Genomic DNA, 18,500 nt, shown 5'->3' with positions numbered 1-18,500 from the left:
CGCGACGGATGGCGGCTGATCTCGGACGTGCCGGCTGTGAGGATGGCCGGCATGGATCCCGAACTCGAAGCATTCATCCCGCTTCTGCCGCACATCGACATGAACGACCCGGTCACCGCACGCAAGAAGTACGCCGAGGGTGCCGCCGCGAGGCCGGCGCCGGACACCGCGAACATGGAGGTCGAGGACCGCACGGTGCCCGCCGATCCGGATGTGGCAGTGCGGATCTACCGCCCGCACCAGGCCCAGGGCGCCATGGTCTGGCTGCACGGCGGCGGACTTGTCATGGGTGACCTGGACACCGAGCACCATTGGGCCGCCCATATCGCCGGCGGTTCCGGCGCGGTGGTGATCTCGGTGGACTACCGCCGGACCCCCGAGCATCGGTTCCCGGCCGCCCTGGACGACGCCTACGCCGTGCTGACCTGGACGGCCGAGCACGCGGCCGAGCTCGGCGTCGACCCGGAGCGGATCGCGGTCGGCGGGCACAGTGCCGGCGCGGGGCTCGCCGCCGCGGTGGCGTTGCGGGCGCGTGACCAGCAGGGGCCGCCGATCCGCTTCCAGCTGCTCAACGAGCCCGGGCTCGACGACCGGCAGGAGACCTGGTCGCAGCGGAACTTCACCGATACGCCCTGGCAGGATCGCGACAAGCTCACCGCGGTGTGGCGGCACTACCTGGGCTCCCAGCCCGCCACGCCGTACGCCGCCCCGGCCCGGGCCGCCGACCTGTCCGGTCTGCCCCCCGCCTACATCGCCACCGCGGAGTTCGACCCGCTCCGCGACGAAGACATCGAGTACGCGCTGCGCCTGCTACAGGCCGGCGTGTCGGTCGAGCTGCACCAGTGGCCCGGCACCTTCCACGGGTCCCTGGCGATCCCGTCCGCCGAGGTGTCCCAGCGGCAGATCGCCACACTCATCGCGGCCCTGCGCCGTGCCCTCGCCGAATGAGGCGATCCCCGTCGGCCCCGACGAGAGCGACGAAGACGGGAGGGCAATGACCGCCACCGACCTTGCCCGGGCAAGGGAGCAGTCCACACCACCGCCGGATGCCGATTCCGCGGCGGGACAGGTCACGGCACGGCTGCTGCGCCCTTATCTCCGGAGTTTCGCCGCCGTTGTCATCCTCCAGGTCATCGGGGCGCTCGCGGGTCTGGCGCCGCTGCTGGCGGTCGTCGAGTTGGGTCGTGCTCTGTTGTCGCCCGGCCCGATCGATCACGGTCATGTCCGGATCGTCGTGATCGCGGGTGCGGTCGGCCTGTTCGTCCGGCTGCTGTGCACGGCCGCGTCGTCCGGAATCGGGCATGTTCTCGACGGTCAGGTGCAGCTGTCGTTTCGACGAGCTCTGGCCGCGCGGCTGGGGCGTGTGCCGATCGGCTGGTTCTCCCGGCGCCGGACCGGCGAGCTGGCAAGGGTGGTGGGAGAGGACGTCAGTGCCGTGCACCCGTTCATCGCCCACGCCCCCGGCGAGCTCGTCTCCGCGTTCGTGGTGCCGCTGGTGTCGCTGATCTACTTGTTCACCGTCGACTGGCGGCTCACGCTGATCACGCTGATACCGGTGGTGCTGGCAGTGGCCCTGGTCCCGTTGATGATGACCCCGACCCGGCTGCGCGAGCAGACGGAATTCGATACGGCCATGGGGCGGATTTCGAGTTCGGCCGTCGAGTTCGTGCAGGGCATCTCGGTGGTCAAGGCGTTCGGCGGATCCGGACGCGCCCACCGTAAATTCCGCACGGCCGCGGAGGGTTTCGTCGACACCTTTTACCGGTGGGTGCGCGGTGTCTCCGGGATCGCCGCGGGGATGCAGCTGGTGCTGTCGCCGCCGTTCGTGCTGCTGGTCGTGCTGATCGGCGGTGCGACTCTGATCACGGCCGACGGGATGGCCCCGGCCGACCTGCTGCCCTTCCTGCTGCTCGGCCTCGGCCTGACCGCTCCGGTGGCGGCCCTCGGCCACGGCTTCGACGATTTGCAGGCCGCCCGGCGCGCGGTCGGCCGGATCCGGGACGTGCTCGAGGTGCGGCCGCTACCGGAGCCCGCGCACCCGGTCGCACCGCAGGGTCACCGGGTGGAACTGCGTGACGTTCGATTCGCTTACGAAGCCGATCACGAGGTGCTGCGCGGGATCGACCTGGTGCTCGAGCCGGGGACGGTCACCGCGATCGTCGGGCCGTCGGGAAGCGGAAAGTCCACGCTGGTCCAGCTGTTGCCGCGGTTCTTCGACCCGACCCACGGTTCGGTCGCCCTGGGCGGTGTCGATCTGCGCGAGCTCGGCAGCCAGGAGCTCTACCGGATGGTCTCCTTCGTCTTCCAGGACGTGCGCCTGCTGCGCGCGTCGGTCGCGGACAACATCGCGCTGGCGGTGCCGCACGCCGACCTCGATGACGTGGTTCGCGCCGCCCGGCTGGCGAATATTCATGAGCGAATTCTTGAGCTGCCGCGCGGATACGAGTCGGTGATCGGTGACGATGCCGGACTGTCGGGTGGCGAGGCACAGCGGATCTCGATCGCCCGCGCACTGCTCGCCGCCTCGCCCGTGCTGGTGCTCGACGAGGCGACCGCCTTCGCCGACCCGCAGACCGAACAGGCGGTGCGCCGGGCCCTGGCGACGCTGGAGGGCGACCGGACCATTCTGGTCATCGCCCATCGCCTGGAGACGGTCGCCGACGCCGACACCGTCGTGATGCTGGAGAACGGGTCGATCGTCGAGCGCGGTAGCCCCGCCGAGCTGCTGGCGCGGAACGGAAGGTTCGCCGCGTTCTGGCAATCCCACCGATCGGCGGTCGCCGACGAGAGCGAAACCCACGGTGGCGTACCGCAAGGAGACGAGCCCCGATGATCCGAATGCTGCTGCGCGTGCTGGGCCGCGAGTACGCCCAGCCGATGCGTCGCACCGTGGCCCTGATGACGACGACCGCGGTGGCCGAGGGTCTGTCCTACGCACTGCTGGTTCCCGTGCTGCGGGCCCTGTTCGGGGACACGCCCGGAGATGCCTGGCCCTGGCTGATCGCGTTCGGGGCCGCGGTCGCGGTCTACGCGACGCTGCGCTACATCAGCGATCTGTCCGGTTTCCGCGTCGGGGCCGCGCTGTTGCGCGGCATGTACCACCGTCTCGGCGATCATCTGGCCCGCTTGCCCATCGGCTGGTACAGCGCCGGCCGGGTCGGGGAGGTGTCCGTTCTGGCCAGCCGAGGCGTCCTGGAGGCGATGGGGGTGATGGCGCATCTGCTGGCACCGTTCATCTCCGCCTGTGTGACTCCCCTGACGATCGTCGTCGTGATGCTTGCCTTCCATTGGCAGATGGGGCTGGCCGCGTTGGCTGCCGCCCCGATCGTGGCGGCGATCCAGATCTGGACGGGCCGCTCGATGGCCGCGGGCGATGCCGAGCGCGCCGAACGCGACCATGAGGCCACCGGGCGAGTCATCGAATACCTCCAGGCCCAGCCGGTGCTGCGAGCCGGCGGCCGGACCGTCGAACGCTTCCGGTTGCTCGACGACTCGCTGCGGGAAGTCCAGCGCGCGTCCCGCCGTTCCACACTGTCGGCGCTGCCCGGCGCCTTGGGTCTGGCACTCACGGTGCAGGCGATGTTCACCGCGCTGTTGGTCCTGGGCGCCTGTCTCGCGCTCGGCGGGGACATCGGCGCGGCGGAGATTCTGACGATCCTGGTGCTGGCCGCCCGCTGCGCGGATCCGCTGCTGTCGCTGTCGGATATCGGTGGCAGACTCCGCGGCGCACGTTCCGTGCTGGCGAGACTCGACACGATCTTGCGCACCGAGCCGCTGCCGGAAGCTCCCGAACCGATCCGACCGGTACGCCATGACCTCGAGTTCGAGTCCGTCGTATTCCGGCACGGCGACCGCACGGTGGTCGACCGTGTGTCGTTGTCCGTGCCAGAGGGACAGCGGCTTGCCGTTGTCGGACCGTCGGGTGCGGGTAAGAGCACATCGCTCCAGTTGCTCGCGCGGTTCTACGACGTGGACGCGGGCGTGGTGCGCGTGGGTGGTGTGGACGTGCGCGAGATCAGCGCCGAGGTGTTGATGGCGCAGATCGCCATCGTCTTCCAGGACGTCTATCTCTTCGACGGCACGATCGAGGAGAACGTGCGCCTCGGCCGTCCCGACGCAGGCGTTGCCGAGGTGCGGGCGGCAGCGACCGCGGCGCGGTTGGACGAGGTGATCGAGCGACTGCCCGGCGGATGGGCGACGGATGTCGGCGAGGGCGGCGCACTGCTGTCGGGCGGTGAGCGCCAGCGGGTCGCGATCGCGCGAGCGCTGCTGAAGAATGCGCCCATCGTGCTGCTGGACGAGGTGACCTCCGCGCTGGACCCGGTGAACGAGGCGGCCGTCCACGACGGTATCGAGCGCCTGATGGCGGGCCGGACGGTGGTGATGGTGGCGCATCGGATGCGGACCGTCCGACGCGCCGATCGCGTCGTCTTTCTGGACGGTGGCCGGATCGTGGAGGAAGGCGGCCACGACGAGTTGCTGCGCCACGGTGGCCGCTACGCCGATTTCTGGAATATCTCCCTGACCCCGGCAGCGGGCACCGGCAGCGGGTGAACGAGACGGAACACGCCTCAGCCGCTCGGCTGCGTGCCGCCGGTGTGGCGGCCGAAGGAGCGGCGGTAGGCGGCCGGCGTGGTGCGCACCAGGGCGTGGAAGCGTCTGCGGAGGTTGACGGCCGAGGACAGGCCGACCCTGGTGGCGATCGTCTCCACGGGGAGGTCCGTCTCCTCCAGGAGGGCGCGAGCCGTCATGACACGCTGCTGGAGCAGCCATTGGCCGGGGCTGGTGCCGAGCTGGTCGGCGAATCGCCGGGCGAGGGTTCGCGGTGAGATGTTGGCCTGTGCGGCGAGGTCGCCGACGGTGAAGGGCTCGTGCAGCCGCTCGGTGGCCCAGTCGAGGACGGGGGCCAGGGACTCCGCCGGGCGGTCGGCGCGGGGTGGCGCGGCGTACTGCAGCTGCCCGCCCTCGCGGTGCGGCGGCATGACCATGTGCCGGGCGATCTGCGCCGCGTGGGCCGCGCCGTGGTCGGTCCGGGCCAGGTGCAGGCACAGGTCGATACCCGCGGCAGTGCCCGCGCTGGTGGCGATGTCGCCCAGGTCGATGTAGAGGGTGTCGGGCTCGACCTGGATATCGGGAAAGCGGGCGGCGAGTTCGGCGGCCATCCGCCAGTGGGTTGTCGCCCTGCGGCGGTCCAGCAGCCCGGCCCGGGCGAGGAGGAAGGCGCCGGAGCAGATCGCGGCGATGCGGGCGCCGCGCCGGTGGGCCCGGCGTACCGCGTCGATCACGGCGGGCGGGGCGGGGCGTTCGCGGTGCTGCCAGCCGGGGACCACCACCGTGTCCGCGGTCTCGAGAGCCGCCAGTCCGCGGCTCACCGCCATGTCGTAGCCGGCCAGGGTCGGTACGGCGCCCGGGCGCTCCGTGCACACGTCGAACGCGTAGCGGGCGGGTAGACCGGGCCGGCTCATGCCGAAGACCTCGGCGGCGCACGCCAGCTCGAACGTGGACTGCGGCGGCAGGACCAGGGCGACCACCCGGTGAACACTCATGGCAGAAAAGTACCTGCCGTTGTCATTCCTGACACTGGGCCGGGGCGGGGCCGCCCGCGACGATGGGGTCATGACGCAAGAGTCCAGTGATGTTCAGGTCCTGCACGTCGACGAGGTCGAACCGGTGGAGGTCGTTCCCGGGATCATCCGGCGGCGCCTGCCGGCCACGGAGTGGGCGCGCGGGTGGATGTACGACTTCGCTCCGGGGACGGAGTGGCCCGAGGTGGATGTGCACGAGGGCGAGGAACGCTATTACGTCGTGTCGGGGGAGTTCATCGACCGGGGGCAGCGCCTCGGGCCGGGCAGTTATGTGGTGTTCGCGCCCGGCAGCACGCACCGCCCGCGCACCGAGACCGGCGCACGCATGATCGGAATCAGCATCCCCACCCGCTAGCCGGCTCGCCGTCGCACGGCGTCACCGTCCGTTGCGACGGCGGCGGGCTCAGCGCTTGAACCAGCGCACCTCGTACCCGTCCATGTCGAACGACCGGCCGTCGATCTTCGCGTGGATCTGACGCTTCAAGGTGTTCACGACCAGCAGCGCGTCGTCGTCCGCGAGAACCACCACATTCGGCCGGTCGTCGGCGGCGATGTCCACGGACCGGAAGCGGGTGCCGGGCGGGAACTCCCGGGCGAAGCGGACGAGCAGATTCATCATCGGCAGCGCGCCGCCGCCGTCCGCCAGCTCGGTGCTGCGCCACAGGCAGCCGGGGCAGGTGGCGCCGGTCTCCTGCGGGTTCCAGTAGAGCGCGGCGGCCGTGCCGCCCTGGGCCAGCCGGGTCATCGCCGCGGCCTGCACGGCGACGCGGTGCGGCTCGCTCCAGCCGTCACGGTCGTCGTCGGCGTCGGGCGGCTCGACGTACCACTCGGCCCACCACACCGGCAGATGCGTGGTCTCGCGCAGCCAGCGCGTCACGTCCGTGAACTTGGCGGTGGCGCCGAACTCGTCCGGCAGCAGCTGGTCGCCGTCGCGGGTGTAGCTGGAGCCGTCGACGACGACGAAGTCCGCGCCCGCCTTGTGCTCGTTCCAGTAGGTGATCACATCGGCGGACCGCTGGTCGAGCCAGCCCCAGTCCCCGCTGACCACCGGGGAGCCGCCGGAGCCGCCCGCCTCGCCCGGCGGCTCGCTGTCCGCGACCACATACGGCCCGCCGACCAGGTTGTGCACGTTCTGCTTCTTCAGCTCCGCGTAGACCAGGTTGTAGAGCTTGGTGTAGCCCTCGTAGTTCCAGCGCTTCTTGTCGTCGTCGTAGAAGCCCTTGAGCTCGTTCCACACGATGAAGTGGCGCACGTCCGGGTAGCGCCGGGCGACCTTGCCCGCGAGCTTGGCGAAGTCCGCGTAGTGCTCGGGGGTGGGCGCGGTCTCCAGGGCCTGCTGCGACCAGTCCGTGTCCCCCGGCTTGCCGCCCTTCATCCAGTCCGGGGCGCAGCACAGGGTGAGCACGGGCGTGGCGCCGGTCCTGCGCATGAGGTCGACGCGGCGGTCGAGGTCGGCGAAGTCGTAACGGCCGGGCGACGGCTCGGGGTTGCTCGCTCCCCAGCCCATGATGTGCTGGTTCTGCGTCAGCGGCTGGGCGGAGAGCGTCTTCTCCGCCGCGCGCCTGCCCCGCTCGGTGCCGTGGTCGGCGCTGTACTGGGTGTGGGTGAGGCCCCAGCCGGGGGCCGCCGTGGCGGTCCGCTCGCGCGCCTGGGCCGCGCCCCGCCGCCCGGAGTCCTCGCCCGGCCGGCCGGCGCAGGTGGTCAGCAGCAGCGCCAGGGCCGCCACGCCGATGCCGAGCAGCGCGGTGATCCGCCACCGCCCGCCGCGCGATAACACCATCCGTCCCCCTGTATGACGTCCCGTCTTACGACGCCCCATATCGGGTAAGAGTATCCATGAACGCCCCCATTCGGCGGGCTTCTTCGAGAACAGCTCGGTAAACGCCCGTAAACCCGGGTGCACGACGGCCCTCTGTGCTGAATCATGGCTCGGGTGTGCGCTGACCGACGCACCGTCCCGCTCATCCAGGAGGCAGGCCCTGCCCACCACCCCCGCGGAGCAGTCGCTCCCGATCCGGCTGAACGTCGACGACAGCGACTCCCCGTCCGACGTCGTGGACGCGCTCTTCCTCGGCCGGTTCGCGACCGGCGAGCAGCCGTACGCCCGCAGCCACTCCGTCGACCGGGTCAAGTCCGGCGTGACGCTGCTGCCGCCCGCCGCGAAGGTGCTGCGCGCCGCCCGGGACGACGACCGCAGCGCGACCCTCGCCGAGGGCGACGGCTGGACGCTGCTGGTGTCCCGGTGGAACCGGGGCGCGGATGTGACCGTGACGGCCGTCGCGGACGAGCTCGCCGAGAAGGTGCTGCGGCAGGCGGTCGACGGCGCGGAGGACGAGCCGGAACCCCAGCCGGAGAACGTGACGATGGGCTTCTGGTACGTCTCCCCGCGGCGCGGCCCGCACCGCACCACACGCCAGATCTCCGCCGGGACCTGGGAGGAGATCCGGGGCAACTACACCGCCCCGGTCGCCGAGGCCATGGACGGGCTGATGAAGGTCACCCCGGACGACATCGCGGGCCGGCTCCTGCTGCTGCACGGCCCGCCCGGCACCGGCAAGACCTCCGCGCTGCGCACCCTGGCCCGCTCGTGGCGGGACTGGTGCCAGGTGGACTGCGTGCTCGACCCGGAGCGGCTGTTCTCGGACGTCGGCTATCTGATGGACATCGCGATCGGCGAGGACGACGGCTCGGCCAAGGGCCGCTGGCGGCTCCTGCTGCTGGAGGACTGCGACGAGCTGATCCGCGGCGAGGCGAAGCACACGGCGGGCCAGGCCCTGTCCCGGCTGCTGAATCTGACGGACGGGCTGCTCGGCCAGGGGCGGAACGTGCTGGTGGGGGTGACCACCAACGAGGACCTGGAGCGGCTGCACCCGGCAGTGGTCCGCCCCGGCCGCTGTCTGGCCAGGATCGAGGTGGGGCGGCTCACCCGTAAGGAGGCCGTCAGCTGGCTGGGCAGCGAGGAAGGAGTCGCGCGGGACGGGGCGACGCTGGCCGAGCTGTACGCGCTGCGCCGCGGCACCCGGCCCGCGTCGGTGCCGTCGCAGTCGGCCGAGGCGGACGCGGGGCTCTATCTGTAGCGGGTAGCGCCTGTCCGGCCCCGGTCAGGCTGCTCTCTCAGGTCCCTCAGGTCGCTCAGGTCTCTCAAGTCTCTCAGGCGTAAAGATCCCGCAGGCGCACCGACAGGCAGGTCACACAGCCCTCCATTTTCTCGAACTCGCTGATGTCCACGGGCACCGGCTCATACCCGAGGTCCGCGAACAGCTCGGCGCTCCTGGGCGCGCTCGCCGCCATCAGCAGCTTGCCGCCGCCGAGCAGTACGACGTGGGCGCCGGACTCCTCGGGGACGGGGAGGAAGCGCGGGAACGCCCGTACGTCGTCGACCAGCGGCGGACAGCCGATGACCGTGCCGTCGGGGAGGGCGGTGACCGCCGACTTGAGGTGGAGCACCTTGCTGACCGGGACGGCCACCACCCGGGCGCCCAGCGGCTCGAAGACGGCGCGCAGCTGCCGTACGCCCTCGGCGTCGGTGCGGCCGCCGCGGCCCACGTAGAGGGTGTCGCCGATCTTGAGAACGTCCCCGCCGTCCAGGGTGCCCGGCTCCCGGATCCGGTTCACCGAACACCCGAGCGCGGTCACCGCCTCCTCCGCGTCGGCGATTTCGGCGCGGCGGGAGGCAGCGCCGGGGCGGGCGATCAGCGCGACGTTCTTGTAGACGACCATGGTGTCCTCGACGAAGACGCCGTCCGGGCAGTCGTCCACCGGGGGCACCTCCACCGGCTCCCAGCCGTGCGCGCGCAGCGCCACGACGTAGACCTCCCACTGCCGCAGCGCCAGCGCGGCGTCGACCGGCTTGCGGTCGATGTGGGTGACGAGCCCTTCGGCGAGGCGGGGGCTGGGCCGCCGGACGATGGCTTTGGCGCTGGGCATGGGGACTCCATCCTGGTCGGCTGCAACCTTCATGGTGCGACACCCACCGGGCCGTTCGAGGCTTTGACGCCGGGCGCGGGGGCTTTTACGCGCGGGCGGTTACGCGTCCGCGGCGTAGACCGCCCGCAGCGCCTCGTCGACGGCGGTCTTCGCGGCCGCCCGGTCCAGGCCGAGCCGCCGGACCCGCTGGGCGTAGGCCGCCGCCGCGCTCGCCGCTTCCCGCGCGGCCGCGTCGCCCGCGGCGGCGACGAAGGTGCCGTGGCGGCCCCGGGTCTCGATCACCCCGTCGGACTCCAGCGCCCGGTAGGCCTTGGCGACGGTGTTCGCCGCGAGCCCCAGCTCCCCGGCGAAGCCGCGTACGGTGGGCAGCTTGTAGCCCACCGGGAGGACCCCCGAGCGGACCTGCTCGGCGATCTGGGCGCGGATCTGTTCGAAGGGGGCCGTCGCCGAATCCGGGTCGACGGTGATCTGCAGGGCCACGGGCCGGTCTCCAGGGCGTGCGGGCGGGTTTGTCGCACCTATTGTGTGCCACGGTCGGGCGGGCGGGGCGCAGACACGGAAACGGGGAGGCGGCGCGGGTCGGCGGGCCGTACCCTGCGCCACCGTCGGCGCCTGGCTGGGGCGGCCCGCGCGACCCGGGGTTCCGGGTCGCGCGGGCCGCCGGTCAGCCACCGGTCAGGACGGTTTCGCGCGTCCGCGCAGCACCAGCCGCTTCGCCAACGGCCAGCACAGGATCAGCGCGATCACCACATACACGGTCACCGCGAAGGGCGTGTTGACCAGCCCCGACACGCTCCCGTCGCTGATCTGCAGGGCCCGCCGCAGCTGCTGCTCGGCCCCGGGTCCGAGGATGACGCCGATCACCGCGGGCAGCACCGGCAGGCCGTAGCGCCGCATCAGCAGCCCCAGCAGACCGATGATCAGCAGGATCACCAGGTCCAGCGGCTCGCCGCCCACCGCGTACGCGCCGACCGCCGCGAAGAAGAGGATGCCCGCGTACAGATACGGCCTCGGGATCCGCAGCAGCTTGGCCCACACGGGCGCCAGCGGCAGGTTGAGCACCAGCAGCATCACCATGGCGATGAACAGCGAGGCGATCAGCCCCCACACCAGGTCCGGTTCGCGTTCGAAGAGCAGCGGGCCGGGCTGGATGCCGTACTGCTGGAAGGCGGCCAGCATCACCGCGGCGACCGCGGTGGTGGGCAGGCCGAGGGTGAGCATCGACACGAGCGTGCCCGCGGCGGACGCGGAGGCGGCCGACTCCGGGCCGGCCACGCCCTCGATGGCCCCCTTGCCGAACTCGTCGCGGTGCTTGGAGAGCCGCTTCTCGGTCACGTACGACAGGAAGGTGGGGATCTCCGCGCCGCCCGCCGGGATCGCGCCGAAGGGGAAGCCGATCGCCGGGCCGCGCAGCCAGGGCTTCCAGGTGCGGCGCAGCTCGGCCTTGCCGAGCCAGGGGCGGCCGACGGGGATGGGCTCGTCGGGGCGGCGGCGCAGGTGCAGGGCCACCCACAGCGCCTCGCCGATGGCGAAGAGGCCGACCGCGACGATGACGACGTCGATGCCGTCGGCGAGTTGCAGCGAGCCGAAGGTGAGCCGCTGCTGCCCGGTCATCTGGTCCAGGCCCACCAGGCCGATGGTGAGCCCGATCAGCAGCGAGGCGAAGCCGCGGATGCGGGAGCTGCCGAGCACGGACGTCACGGCGATGAAGGCCAGCACCATGATGGCGAAGTAGTCGGGCGCGCCGATGTCGACGGCGAGGTCGGCGACGGTCGGGGCGAGGAAGACCAGCAGACAGGTGCCGATCATGCCGCCCGCGAAGTGCCCGATGGCGGCCGCCGCCAGGGCCTGGGCGCCGCGCCCGGAGCGGGCCATGGGATGGCCTTCCATGGCGGCGACGACGGCGGCGGTCTCACCGGGGGTGTTGAGGAGGATGGAGGTGGTGGAGCCGCCGAACATGCCGCCGTAGTAGATGCCCGCGAACATGATGAACGCGGCGGTGGGGTCGAGCCCGTAGGTCACGGGCAGCAGCAGCGCGACCGCCATGGCCGGGCCGATGCCGGGGAGCACCCCGATGGCGGTGCCCAGCAGCACGCCGACCGCCGCCCACAGCAGGTTGACCGGGCTCAGGGCGGTGCCGAAGCCGTCGAGGAGGGAGGAGAGGGAGTCCATCGCGTTACAGCACCTCCATCAGCGGGCCGCCGGGCAGCGGCACCGCGAGCAGCCGGTCGAAGACGAAGAAGGTGACGGTGGAGAGCACGGCCGCGATCAGCGGGTCGCGGTGGAAGGCGCGGCTGCCGAGGGCGTACGCCGAGCCCCAGAAGAGCAGGGCGCCGGAGATGGGGAAGCCGAGCGGGTCGATGAGGAGGGCGTTGGCGAGGAACACTCCGGCCAGCAGCAGGACGGTGCGCCAGTCGCCGGGCGCGGTCAGGTCGATGTCCTCGCCGCCCTCGGCCTCGCCCTTGCCGCCGCGCAGCACGTCCACGGCCAGCAGTACGGCGACGACCAGGAGCGCGACGCCGACGACAATGGGCACGGTCCTGGGGCCGACGGGGCCGCGCTGGGCGAAGTCGGTGTCCATGGTGAGGGCGTCGGTGAGCACGAGGACGCCGATGGCCAGCAGCAGGGCGCAGACGCCGAGTTCGGAGCGGCCGCGCAGGAACGCTCTGAGTGAGTGATACAGCCGAGATGTGCCGAGCGAGAGCCAAGCGGGCACGACAACCTCCAATCTTTGGGGAAACCGGGCTGGTTCCAACCCGGCTGGTGCTGATCGCGTAAGAGTCGATCGTTCGCTGAGCAATCGAGCAGCGTGAGCCAGGAATCCCTCTCGTCCGCGAGAGGGAGGGTTCAAAGTCCCAGCTCCTTCAGCACCGTGTCCACGCGCTTGTCCTGGCCGGTCAGGAAGCGTCCGAAGTCGTTCCCCGTCATGAAGGCGTCGGTCCAGCGGTTGCGCCGGACCGCCTCCTTCCACTGCTTCGAGGCGTGCATCTTCGTGACCAGGTCGATCAGCTTGTCGCGCTCGGCGTCGGTCAGACCGGGCGGGGCGACGATGCCGCGCCAGTTGGTGAACGAGACGTCGAGGCCGGACTCCTTCAGCGTCGGCGCGTCCAGGCCCGGCAGGCGCTTGTCGCTGGTCACCGCGAGCACCCGCAACTCGCCCGCCTCGATCTGGTCGAGGTACTCGCCGACGCCGGAGACGCCGAAGGCGACCTTGCCGCCGAGCACGGAGGCGAGCAGCTCGCCACCGCCGTCGTACGGGATGTAGTTGACCTTCTTCGGGGCGATCCCGGCGGCCTTGGCCATCAGCATGGGGGCCAGGTGGTCCGGCCCGCCGGGCGAGGAGCCGCCGCCCACCGGCAGCGAGCCGGGCTTCTTCCGCCAGTCGGCCACCAGCTGCCCGAAGTCCTTGTACTTGGACCCCTTGCCCACGACCACGATGTCGGGCTCCTGGGTGAGCCGCGCGATCGGCGTCGTATCGGCGAGCGTGGACGGTGCGTGGTTGGTGTGCACCGCGCCCACCACTCCCAGGCCCATGGACATCGCGAGCTTGCCGTTGCCGCGCTCGGCCACCAGGTGGCTCAGCCCGACCGTGCCGCCCGCGCCGGGCAGGTTGAACACTTCGATGTTGCGGCTCAGGTCGGCGTCCTCGGCGCTCTTGGCCGCCGTACGGGCCGTGATGTCATAGCCTCCGCCGGGGGTGTTGGGCACCATCAGGCGCAGGCCGGGGATGTGGGTACCGGTGGCGGAGCCGCTGCCGGAGCTGAGCAGCGGAGGCCCGAGGAGCACGATCAGAGCCGCAGAGAAGATGGCGAGCGGGGTACGCAGACGCGGACTCAGACGCACGGTGACACCGCCTTTCTGTTCTTGCTTGGGTGTCTGTGTGAGGCGCGCCACATGTTGCCTGCGGGTTAACGCGCTGTCTCTCTTTCGGTATTAAGAGACCTTGTGGTCGTTGCGTACACGGGGCAGGCAACGAGGAAGGCGCGTTCGATGACGAGAGTGCTGGTGGTCGACGACGACTTCATGGTGGCCAAGCTGCACAGCCGCTATGTGGCGGCCCTGGAGGGCTTCACGGTCGCGGGGGTGGCCCACACGGGCGCCGAGGCGCTGCGCGCCGCCGACGCGCTCCGTCCCGACCTGGTCCTGCTGGACGTCTATCTGCCGGACATGGACGGCATCAGTGTGCTGCGCCGGATGCGGGAGCGGGAGGAACACCGTCATGTGGACGCGCTGTTCGTCACCGCGGCCAAGGACCCGCACGCCGTGCGCGAGGCGCTGCGCGCGGGGGCGCTGCACTACCTCATCAAACCCTTCGACCGGACCGCCCTCCAGGAGCAACTGCGCCATGCCGCCGCCCTGCGGGCCCGCCTCGACTCGCTCGGCGAGGCCAGCCAGGAGGACGTCGACCAGATCTTCGGCACCCGCCCGCGCGGCTCCCGCTCCCGCGAGCAGCTCCCCAAGGGCCTGGCGGCGCACACCGCGAGCCTCGTCGAGCGCACGCTGCGCGAGCACGCCGAGGGCCTTTCGGCGGCGGAGTGCGCGGAGGCGGGCGCCTTCTCCCGGGTGAGCGCCCGCCGTTACCTCGAGTACTTCGCCGAGACGGGGCGGGCGGAGGTCACCCTGCGCTACGGCGGCACGGGCCGCCCGGAGCGCCGCTACCGCTGGATCGCCTGACGGCGGCCGGGGCGCACCCGCCCCCGTCGGAGCCCCGCTGAGCAGCTATGTTGTCCGCATGTCGTCACAACAGCCTTCCCCCGCGCCCATACCGCCGGACGCCGCTCCGGCCTCCCCGGCGCCGCGCAAGTCCCCCCGGGCCCTGGCCGCCGCGCTGATCGTGGGGATCCTGATCGGCGGCGCCGGCGTCGGCGTGGCCTGGGCGGTCAGCGGCGACTCCTCGTCCTCCAACGACGCGGCGGGCGACGCGCGGGACGCCTGCCGCGCGCTGAGCGGATTCGACGAGTCCAAGTACGTCGCCAAGGGCGCGGAGGGCGAGATCGCGATGAATCGCTTCGGCGCGGCCCTCATGCTCTCCACGTCGGCGGCCGCGGGCGATGCCCAGTACAAGCCGCTCGCGAAGGCCCTGCTCGTGACGCAGACCCGGCATGCCGCGACCTTTGACTTCGCCGACAGCAAGGTGAAGAAGAGCCTCGGCGAGGCCCGCGAGATCTGCCGGGAACTCGACTGACCGCGGCTGTTGACGGGCCCGCCCCGGGAGCTCCGGGGCCGGGAGCACCCGGGCGTGTCCCGAAGCCAGGAACAGCGGATCAGCTCACGGACCGCGCGTCCGCGGCGGCGTAGATCTCCCCCGCGCGGCGCCGGGCCGCGCGAGCTCGGCCGCCCCCGGACCCGTCCCCGGCACCGCCCCCGTCTCCGTCTCCGGTCAGGTCGTCCGGTACGGCTCCCGGCACGGCGTCCGGCACCCGGCCGATGACGTCGAGCGCCCGGGCCTCGCCCAGCGGGTGGCCCGCCTCCCGCTGCACGGCAACCGCCTCGACCGCCCGGGACAGCGCCTCCGCGTGACGCCCCGCGGCGGCGTGGATCTCGCCGAGCTCGGTCAGGGCCTGCCCCTCGACCAGCCTGAAGCCGCAGCGCCGCGCCAGCTGCCGGGCCTCGTCCGCCCGGGCCAGGGCGGCATCGGCGTGGCCGAGGGCGCGGTGGGCGGCGGCGAGGCCCAGGAGGCTGTCCGCCTCGGCGCGCCGGTTGTGCGCGGCGCGCGCCGCGAGCAGTGCGCGTTCGTGGCTCTCCGCCGCCCGTTCGCCGCGCCCGGCGCGCCGGTGCGCCTCGCCGATGGTGTTGAGCGCGTCGGACTGGATCCGGCGGTTTCCGGTGTCGACGGCGAGCCGCAGCGCGCGCTCGCCGTGTTCCAGCCCCTCCTCGTGGCGCCCGCACTCCAGCTGGATCCGGCCGGTGACCTGGAGCGCCACCGCGTGGCCGTTGCGGTAGCCGACGGCCTCGTTGATGGCCACGGCCTCGCCGAGTACTTCCAGGCCCTCGCGCAGCCGGCCGGCTTCCCAGTAGGCGATGCCGAGGTTGTCCAGGTGGTTGGCCTCGTAGCGGACTCCGGCCTTGCGCCGGATGTGCAGCGCCGTCTCCAGGTCGCTCACGGCCTCCGGCAGCCGACCCATGTCCCGGTGGACGAGACCGACGCCGATGAGCGCCAGCGCCTCGGCGTCGCTCTGCCCGAGCTCGCGCAGGATGGCGAGTGCCGCGTCGAAGTGCCCGAGAGCGTCGTCCAGCCGGGCCTGTTCCCACTCCACGTACGCCAGTCCGCCGAGCGCCGCCGCCTCGCCGGGGCGCCAGCCGATGGCGCGGTGCAGTTCGATGGCGCGCTGGTGGTGGAGGGCGGACTGGCCGAGGACGCCGAGGTCCCACAGGGCGAAGCCGATGTTGTAGTAGACGGCGGCCTCACCGCGCCGGTCGCCCTCGGCGACGGCGGCGTCCAGCGCGCTCTGCGCGGTGACCTGCCAGGTGCCGCGGGGCAGACAGAGCCAGAAGTAGCCGAGCAGCGCGTCCGTCAGATGCCATGACACCGCGCGCGGCCCCTCGCGTGCGGTCCGCTCGATCGCGGCCAGCAGGTTGGCCCGCTCGGCCTCCAGCCACACGATGGCCTCGATCTCGTCGGCGAGCCGCACCGGTTCGCGCACCGGAGGGATGCGTAAGGTCTCGAAGCCCGCGGCGAACGGGGCGAACGGCGCGCCCTCAGGGTCCCCCGGAGCCCCCTCGGCCATCTCGCGCGGCAGCCGGGGAATCTGCGGATACAGGACGCGCCCCGCGGCGTCCGCGGCGAGCAGGTACCACGCGTACAGCCGGTCCCGCGCCGCGGTCAGCCGCTCGGCCGGGTCGTCGGCCTCGCCCCGCTCCCAGGCGTACTCGCGGAGCAGGTCGTGGAAGCCGTAGCGGCCCTCCCCGCGCGACTCGATCAGATGCGCGCCCGCGAGGGTGGCCAGCAGCTGCGCGGCCTGCGCCTCGGTGTCGTCCAGCAGCGCCGCCGCGGCCCCGGCGTCGAACTCCAGGCCGGGGACCAGGCCAAGCCGACGGAACAACAGCCGGGCGCGGGAGCCCTGGGCCCGGTACGACAGGTCGAACGCGGCGCGGACCGCGGACCGTTCATCGTCCTCCAGCTCCAGCACCGCCAGTCGGCTGCCTTCCGCGAGCTCGGCCGCCAGGCCGGCGACGCGCCGGCCTGGCTCGCAGGCGAGCTGCGCGGCGGCCACGCGCAGCGCGAGCGGGAGGTAGCCGCACAGCCGGGCGAGTTCGGCCACGGCGTCCGGCTCGGCCGCCACCCGCGGTTCCCCGAGGACGGCGACCAGCAGGGCGTGAGCCTCCTCGGGGGCCAGTACGTCGAGCATGAGGGGGTGCGCGCCCTCCCTCGCGACCAGGCCGCCCAGCCGGTTGCGGCTGGTCACCACGACGAGGCAGGAAGGGCCGCCGGGCAGCAGCGGGCGCACCTGCTCGGCGGAGACCGCGTCGTCCAGCAGGATCAGCATCCGCCGGTCCACCAGCAGGGACCGGTAACGGCGGATCATCTCGTCCTCGTCGGCCGGTATCTCCTGCGGCGTCAGCCCCAGCCCGCGCAGCAGCTGCCCGAGGGCGTCACGCGGGCGCAGCGGCTCGCGGTTGCCGTCGAAGCCGCGCAGGTCCACATACAGCTGGCCGTCCGGGAACCGGTCCCGCGCCTGATGACCCCAGTGCACGGCCAGGGCGGTCTTGCCGACACCCGCGGTGCCGCCGATCGCGGAGATCACCACCGTGCCCGTCTCGGGCGCCGGACCGTCGGGCGGGACGAGGGCGTGCAGCCGGGCGACCGCCTCGGCGCGGCCGGTGAAGCCCGGCACGGCGCGCGGGAGTTCGGCGGGGATCAGCCGCGGCCCGCTGTGCTTCTGCGGGCCGGGCGCCGCGGGGGCGTCGGAAGCGGCCTGGGGCGAGGGCCGCGCAGGGGCGGAGGACGGCGCGGGCGCGCGCACATCGAGGTCGCCCACCAGGATCCGCTGGTACAGCGCCTGGAGTTCGGGCCCGGGGTCGACCCCCAGCTCATCGGCCAGCCGCTCGCGCGTACGGGTGTACACCTCCAGCGCCTCGGCCTGCCGCTCGCACCGGTACAGGGTCACGATCAGCTGCCGTACGACCCGCTCGTCCAGCGGGTGGGCGGCGGCCAGGCCGCGCAGCTCGGGCAGCAGTTCGCCGTGCCGGCCCAGCCGCAGCTCCGCGTCGCCCAGTGCCAGCCGGGCCGCGATGTGCTCGCTGCCCAGCCGCTCCCGCATGTTCCAGGCCCAGTCGCCGGACAGGCCGGACAGAGCCTCCCCGCGCCACAGCCCGAGAGCCCCGCGCAGCAGCCCTGCGGGGCGCGTGGGGTCCTGCTCCGTGGCCGCGGCCTCGGCGACCAGGCCGCGGAACCGGTGGAGGTCCACCAGCTCGGGCGCCACCTCCAGCACATAGCCACCGGAGCGCCGCGCCAGCCGGGCCGCGGCCTCGCCCTGGTGTTCTCCGAGCGCGCGCAGCGCCGCCCGCAGCCGCGCCACGTATCCGTACAGCACGCTGCGGACGGACGCCGGTGGCTCCTCTCCCCATACCCGGTCGATCAGCTGACCGGCCGGCACCACCCGGTTCGCTTCCACCAGCAGGACCGCGATCACACAGCGCTGCTTGGCGTGCCCGAGGTCGACGTGCCGGTCACCGGTCCACGCCTCGACCGGGCCGAGGACCCGGAATTCCATACGAGACTCCCACCCCACCCTGGTTCTCCCCCTACCGACCCTGATCTTCTCGCGAATCCGGGAGACCGCGTGCCGGACCGTCCAAGGTTTATTCAAGATTTCGTCCAAGTCCGGTACGGCACAGTGTTCTCAGCGGCTCCGATTGGGATCGGAGCGGCGCCTCGGGATGGCCGCCGACCCGCTTGACGGGGGATGGCGGGTCGGCGGCCTCAGCACGTCGGCGCGGTGGGGGACGCGTCGGCGTGCACCTCCTCCAGAGGTCCGGGGGAAGCCG

At 72.4% G+C, this 18,500-nt stretch carries 15 protein-coding genes; 7 read left to right on the top strand and 8 right to left on the bottom strand.

Annotated features, from left to right (window positions below; all coding sequences use genetic code 11):
- The first annotated feature begins 51 nt into the window (after nucleotides 1-51).
- The 3 genes from ACWY4P_RS42490 to ACWY4P_RS42480 are packed head-to-tail and all read left to right on the top strand — an operon-like array spanning nucleotide 52 to nucleotide 4,554.
- On the top strand, nucleotides 52-948 hold the full coding sequence (locus tag ACWY4P_RS42490; RefSeq protein WP_456206177.1) for an alpha/beta hydrolase: 897 nt from the start codon (nucleotides 52-54) through the stop codon (nucleotides 946-948).
- 46 nt (nucleotides 949-994) lie between these two features.
- The gene (locus ACWY4P_RS42485; RefSeq protein ID WP_456206176.1) at nucleotides 995-2,833 is read left to right on the top strand and encodes an ABC transporter ATP-binding protein; all 1,839 of its coding nucleotides are present in this window, start codon (nucleotides 995-997) and stop codon (nucleotides 2,831-2,833) included.
- Nucleotides 2,830-4,554, top strand: a complete 1,725-nt coding sequence (locus ACWY4P_RS42480; protein ID WP_456206175.1) for an ABC transporter ATP-binding protein — start codon at nucleotides 2,830-2,832, stop codon at nucleotides 4,552-4,554. Before ACWY4P_RS42485 ends, ACWY4P_RS42480 begins: the two co-directional genes overlap by 4 nt.
- A gap of 17 nt (nucleotides 4,555-4,571) precedes the next feature.
- Here the strand turns inward: ACWY4P_RS42480 and ACWY4P_RS42475 are convergent, their stop codons facing one another.
- Nucleotides 4,572-5,546, bottom strand: a complete 975-nt coding sequence (locus ACWY4P_RS42475) for a helix-turn-helix domain-containing protein (protein WP_456206174.1) — start codon at nucleotides 5,544-5,546, stop codon at nucleotides 4,572-4,574.
- A 70-nt stretch (nucleotides 5,547-5,616) separates the two neighbouring features.
- Between ACWY4P_RS42475 and ACWY4P_RS42470 the strand changes: the two genes are divergently transcribed.
- Nucleotides 5,617-5,940 (top strand): cupin domain-containing protein, encoded by a 324-nt coding sequence (locus tag ACWY4P_RS42470; RefSeq protein ID WP_456206173.1) that lies wholly within the window; start codon nucleotides 5,617-5,619, stop codon nucleotides 5,938-5,940.
- Nucleotides 5,941-5,988: 48 nt separating this feature from the next.
- Here ACWY4P_RS42470 and ACWY4P_RS42465 read toward each other — a convergent pair whose 3' ends face one another.
- Nucleotides 5,989-7,365 (bottom strand): xylan 1,4-beta-xylosidase, encoded by a 1,377-nt coding sequence (locus ACWY4P_RS42465; RefSeq protein WP_456206172.1) that lies wholly within the window; start codon nucleotides 7,363-7,365, stop codon nucleotides 5,989-5,991.
- Nucleotides 7,366-7,564: 199 nt separating this feature from the next.
- Between ACWY4P_RS42465 and ACWY4P_RS42460 the strand changes: the two genes are divergently transcribed.
- Entirely contained in the window at nucleotides 7,565-8,662 is a 1,098-nt protein-coding gene (locus ACWY4P_RS42460; RefSeq protein ID WP_456213244.1) for a DUF5925 domain-containing protein, read from the top strand.
- Between the two features lie 73 nt (nucleotides 8,663-8,735).
- Here ACWY4P_RS42460 and ddaH read toward each other — a convergent pair whose 3' ends face one another.
- From ddaH to ACWY4P_RS42435, 5 genes are all read right to left on the bottom strand, one after another.
- Nucleotides 8,736-9,512, bottom strand: a complete 777-nt coding sequence (gene ddaH, locus ACWY4P_RS42455; RefSeq protein ID WP_456206171.1) for a dimethylargininase — start codon at nucleotides 9,510-9,512, stop codon at nucleotides 8,736-8,738.
- 99 nt (nucleotides 9,513-9,611) lie between these two features.
- Nucleotides 9,612-9,992 (bottom strand): GntR family transcriptional regulator, encoded by a 381-nt coding sequence (locus tag ACWY4P_RS42450; RefSeq protein WP_456206170.1) that lies wholly within the window; start codon nucleotides 9,990-9,992, stop codon nucleotides 9,612-9,614.
- A gap of 195 nt (nucleotides 9,993-10,187) precedes the next feature.
- Nucleotides 10,188-11,684 carry a tripartite tricarboxylate transporter permease gene (locus tag ACWY4P_RS42445; RefSeq protein WP_456206169.1) on the bottom strand — a complete coding sequence of 499 codons (1,497 nt, stop codon included), beginning with the start codon at nucleotides 11,682-11,684 and terminating at the stop codon, nucleotides 10,188-10,190.
- A 4-nt stretch (nucleotides 11,685-11,688) separates the two neighbouring features.
- Nucleotides 11,689-12,228, bottom strand: a complete 540-nt coding sequence (locus ACWY4P_RS42440; RefSeq protein ID WP_456206168.1) for a tripartite tricarboxylate transporter TctB family protein — start codon at nucleotides 12,226-12,228, stop codon at nucleotides 11,689-11,691.
- 131 nt (nucleotides 12,229-12,359) lie between these two features.
- Entirely contained in the window at nucleotides 12,360-13,355 is a 996-nt protein-coding gene (locus ACWY4P_RS42435; RefSeq protein WP_456206167.1) for a Bug family tripartite tricarboxylate transporter substrate binding protein, read from the bottom strand.
- A 147-nt stretch (nucleotides 13,356-13,502) separates the two neighbouring features.
- On the opposite strand from ACWY4P_RS42435, the gene ACWY4P_RS42430 reads away from it, so the two are divergent.
- Together ACWY4P_RS42430 and ACWY4P_RS42425 are read left to right on the top strand one after the other, a co-directional pair.
- Nucleotides 13,503-14,186, top strand: coding sequence for a response regulator (locus ACWY4P_RS42430; RefSeq protein ID WP_456206166.1), 684 nt, complete (start codon nucleotides 13,503-13,505; stop codon nucleotides 14,184-14,186).
- Nucleotides 14,187-14,244: 58 nt separating this feature from the next.
- Nucleotides 14,245-14,697 carry a hypothetical protein gene (locus ACWY4P_RS42425; RefSeq protein WP_456206165.1) on the top strand — a complete coding sequence of 151 codons (453 nt, stop codon included), beginning with the start codon at nucleotides 14,245-14,247 and terminating at the stop codon, nucleotides 14,695-14,697.
- A gap of 79 nt (nucleotides 14,698-14,776) precedes the next feature.
- Here ACWY4P_RS42425 and ACWY4P_RS42420 read toward each other — a convergent pair whose 3' ends face one another.
- The gene (locus ACWY4P_RS42420; protein WP_456206164.1) at nucleotides 14,777-18,226 is read right to left on the bottom strand and encodes an AfsR/SARP family transcriptional regulator; all 3,450 of its coding nucleotides are present in this window, start codon (nucleotides 18,224-18,226) and stop codon (nucleotides 14,777-14,779) included.
- Nucleotides 18,227-18,500: the final 274 nt, after the last annotated feature.

This window comes from Streptomyces sp. LZ34 (assembly GCF_053890475.1).
This window is presented reverse-complemented; position numbering and strand designations above follow the sequence as displayed.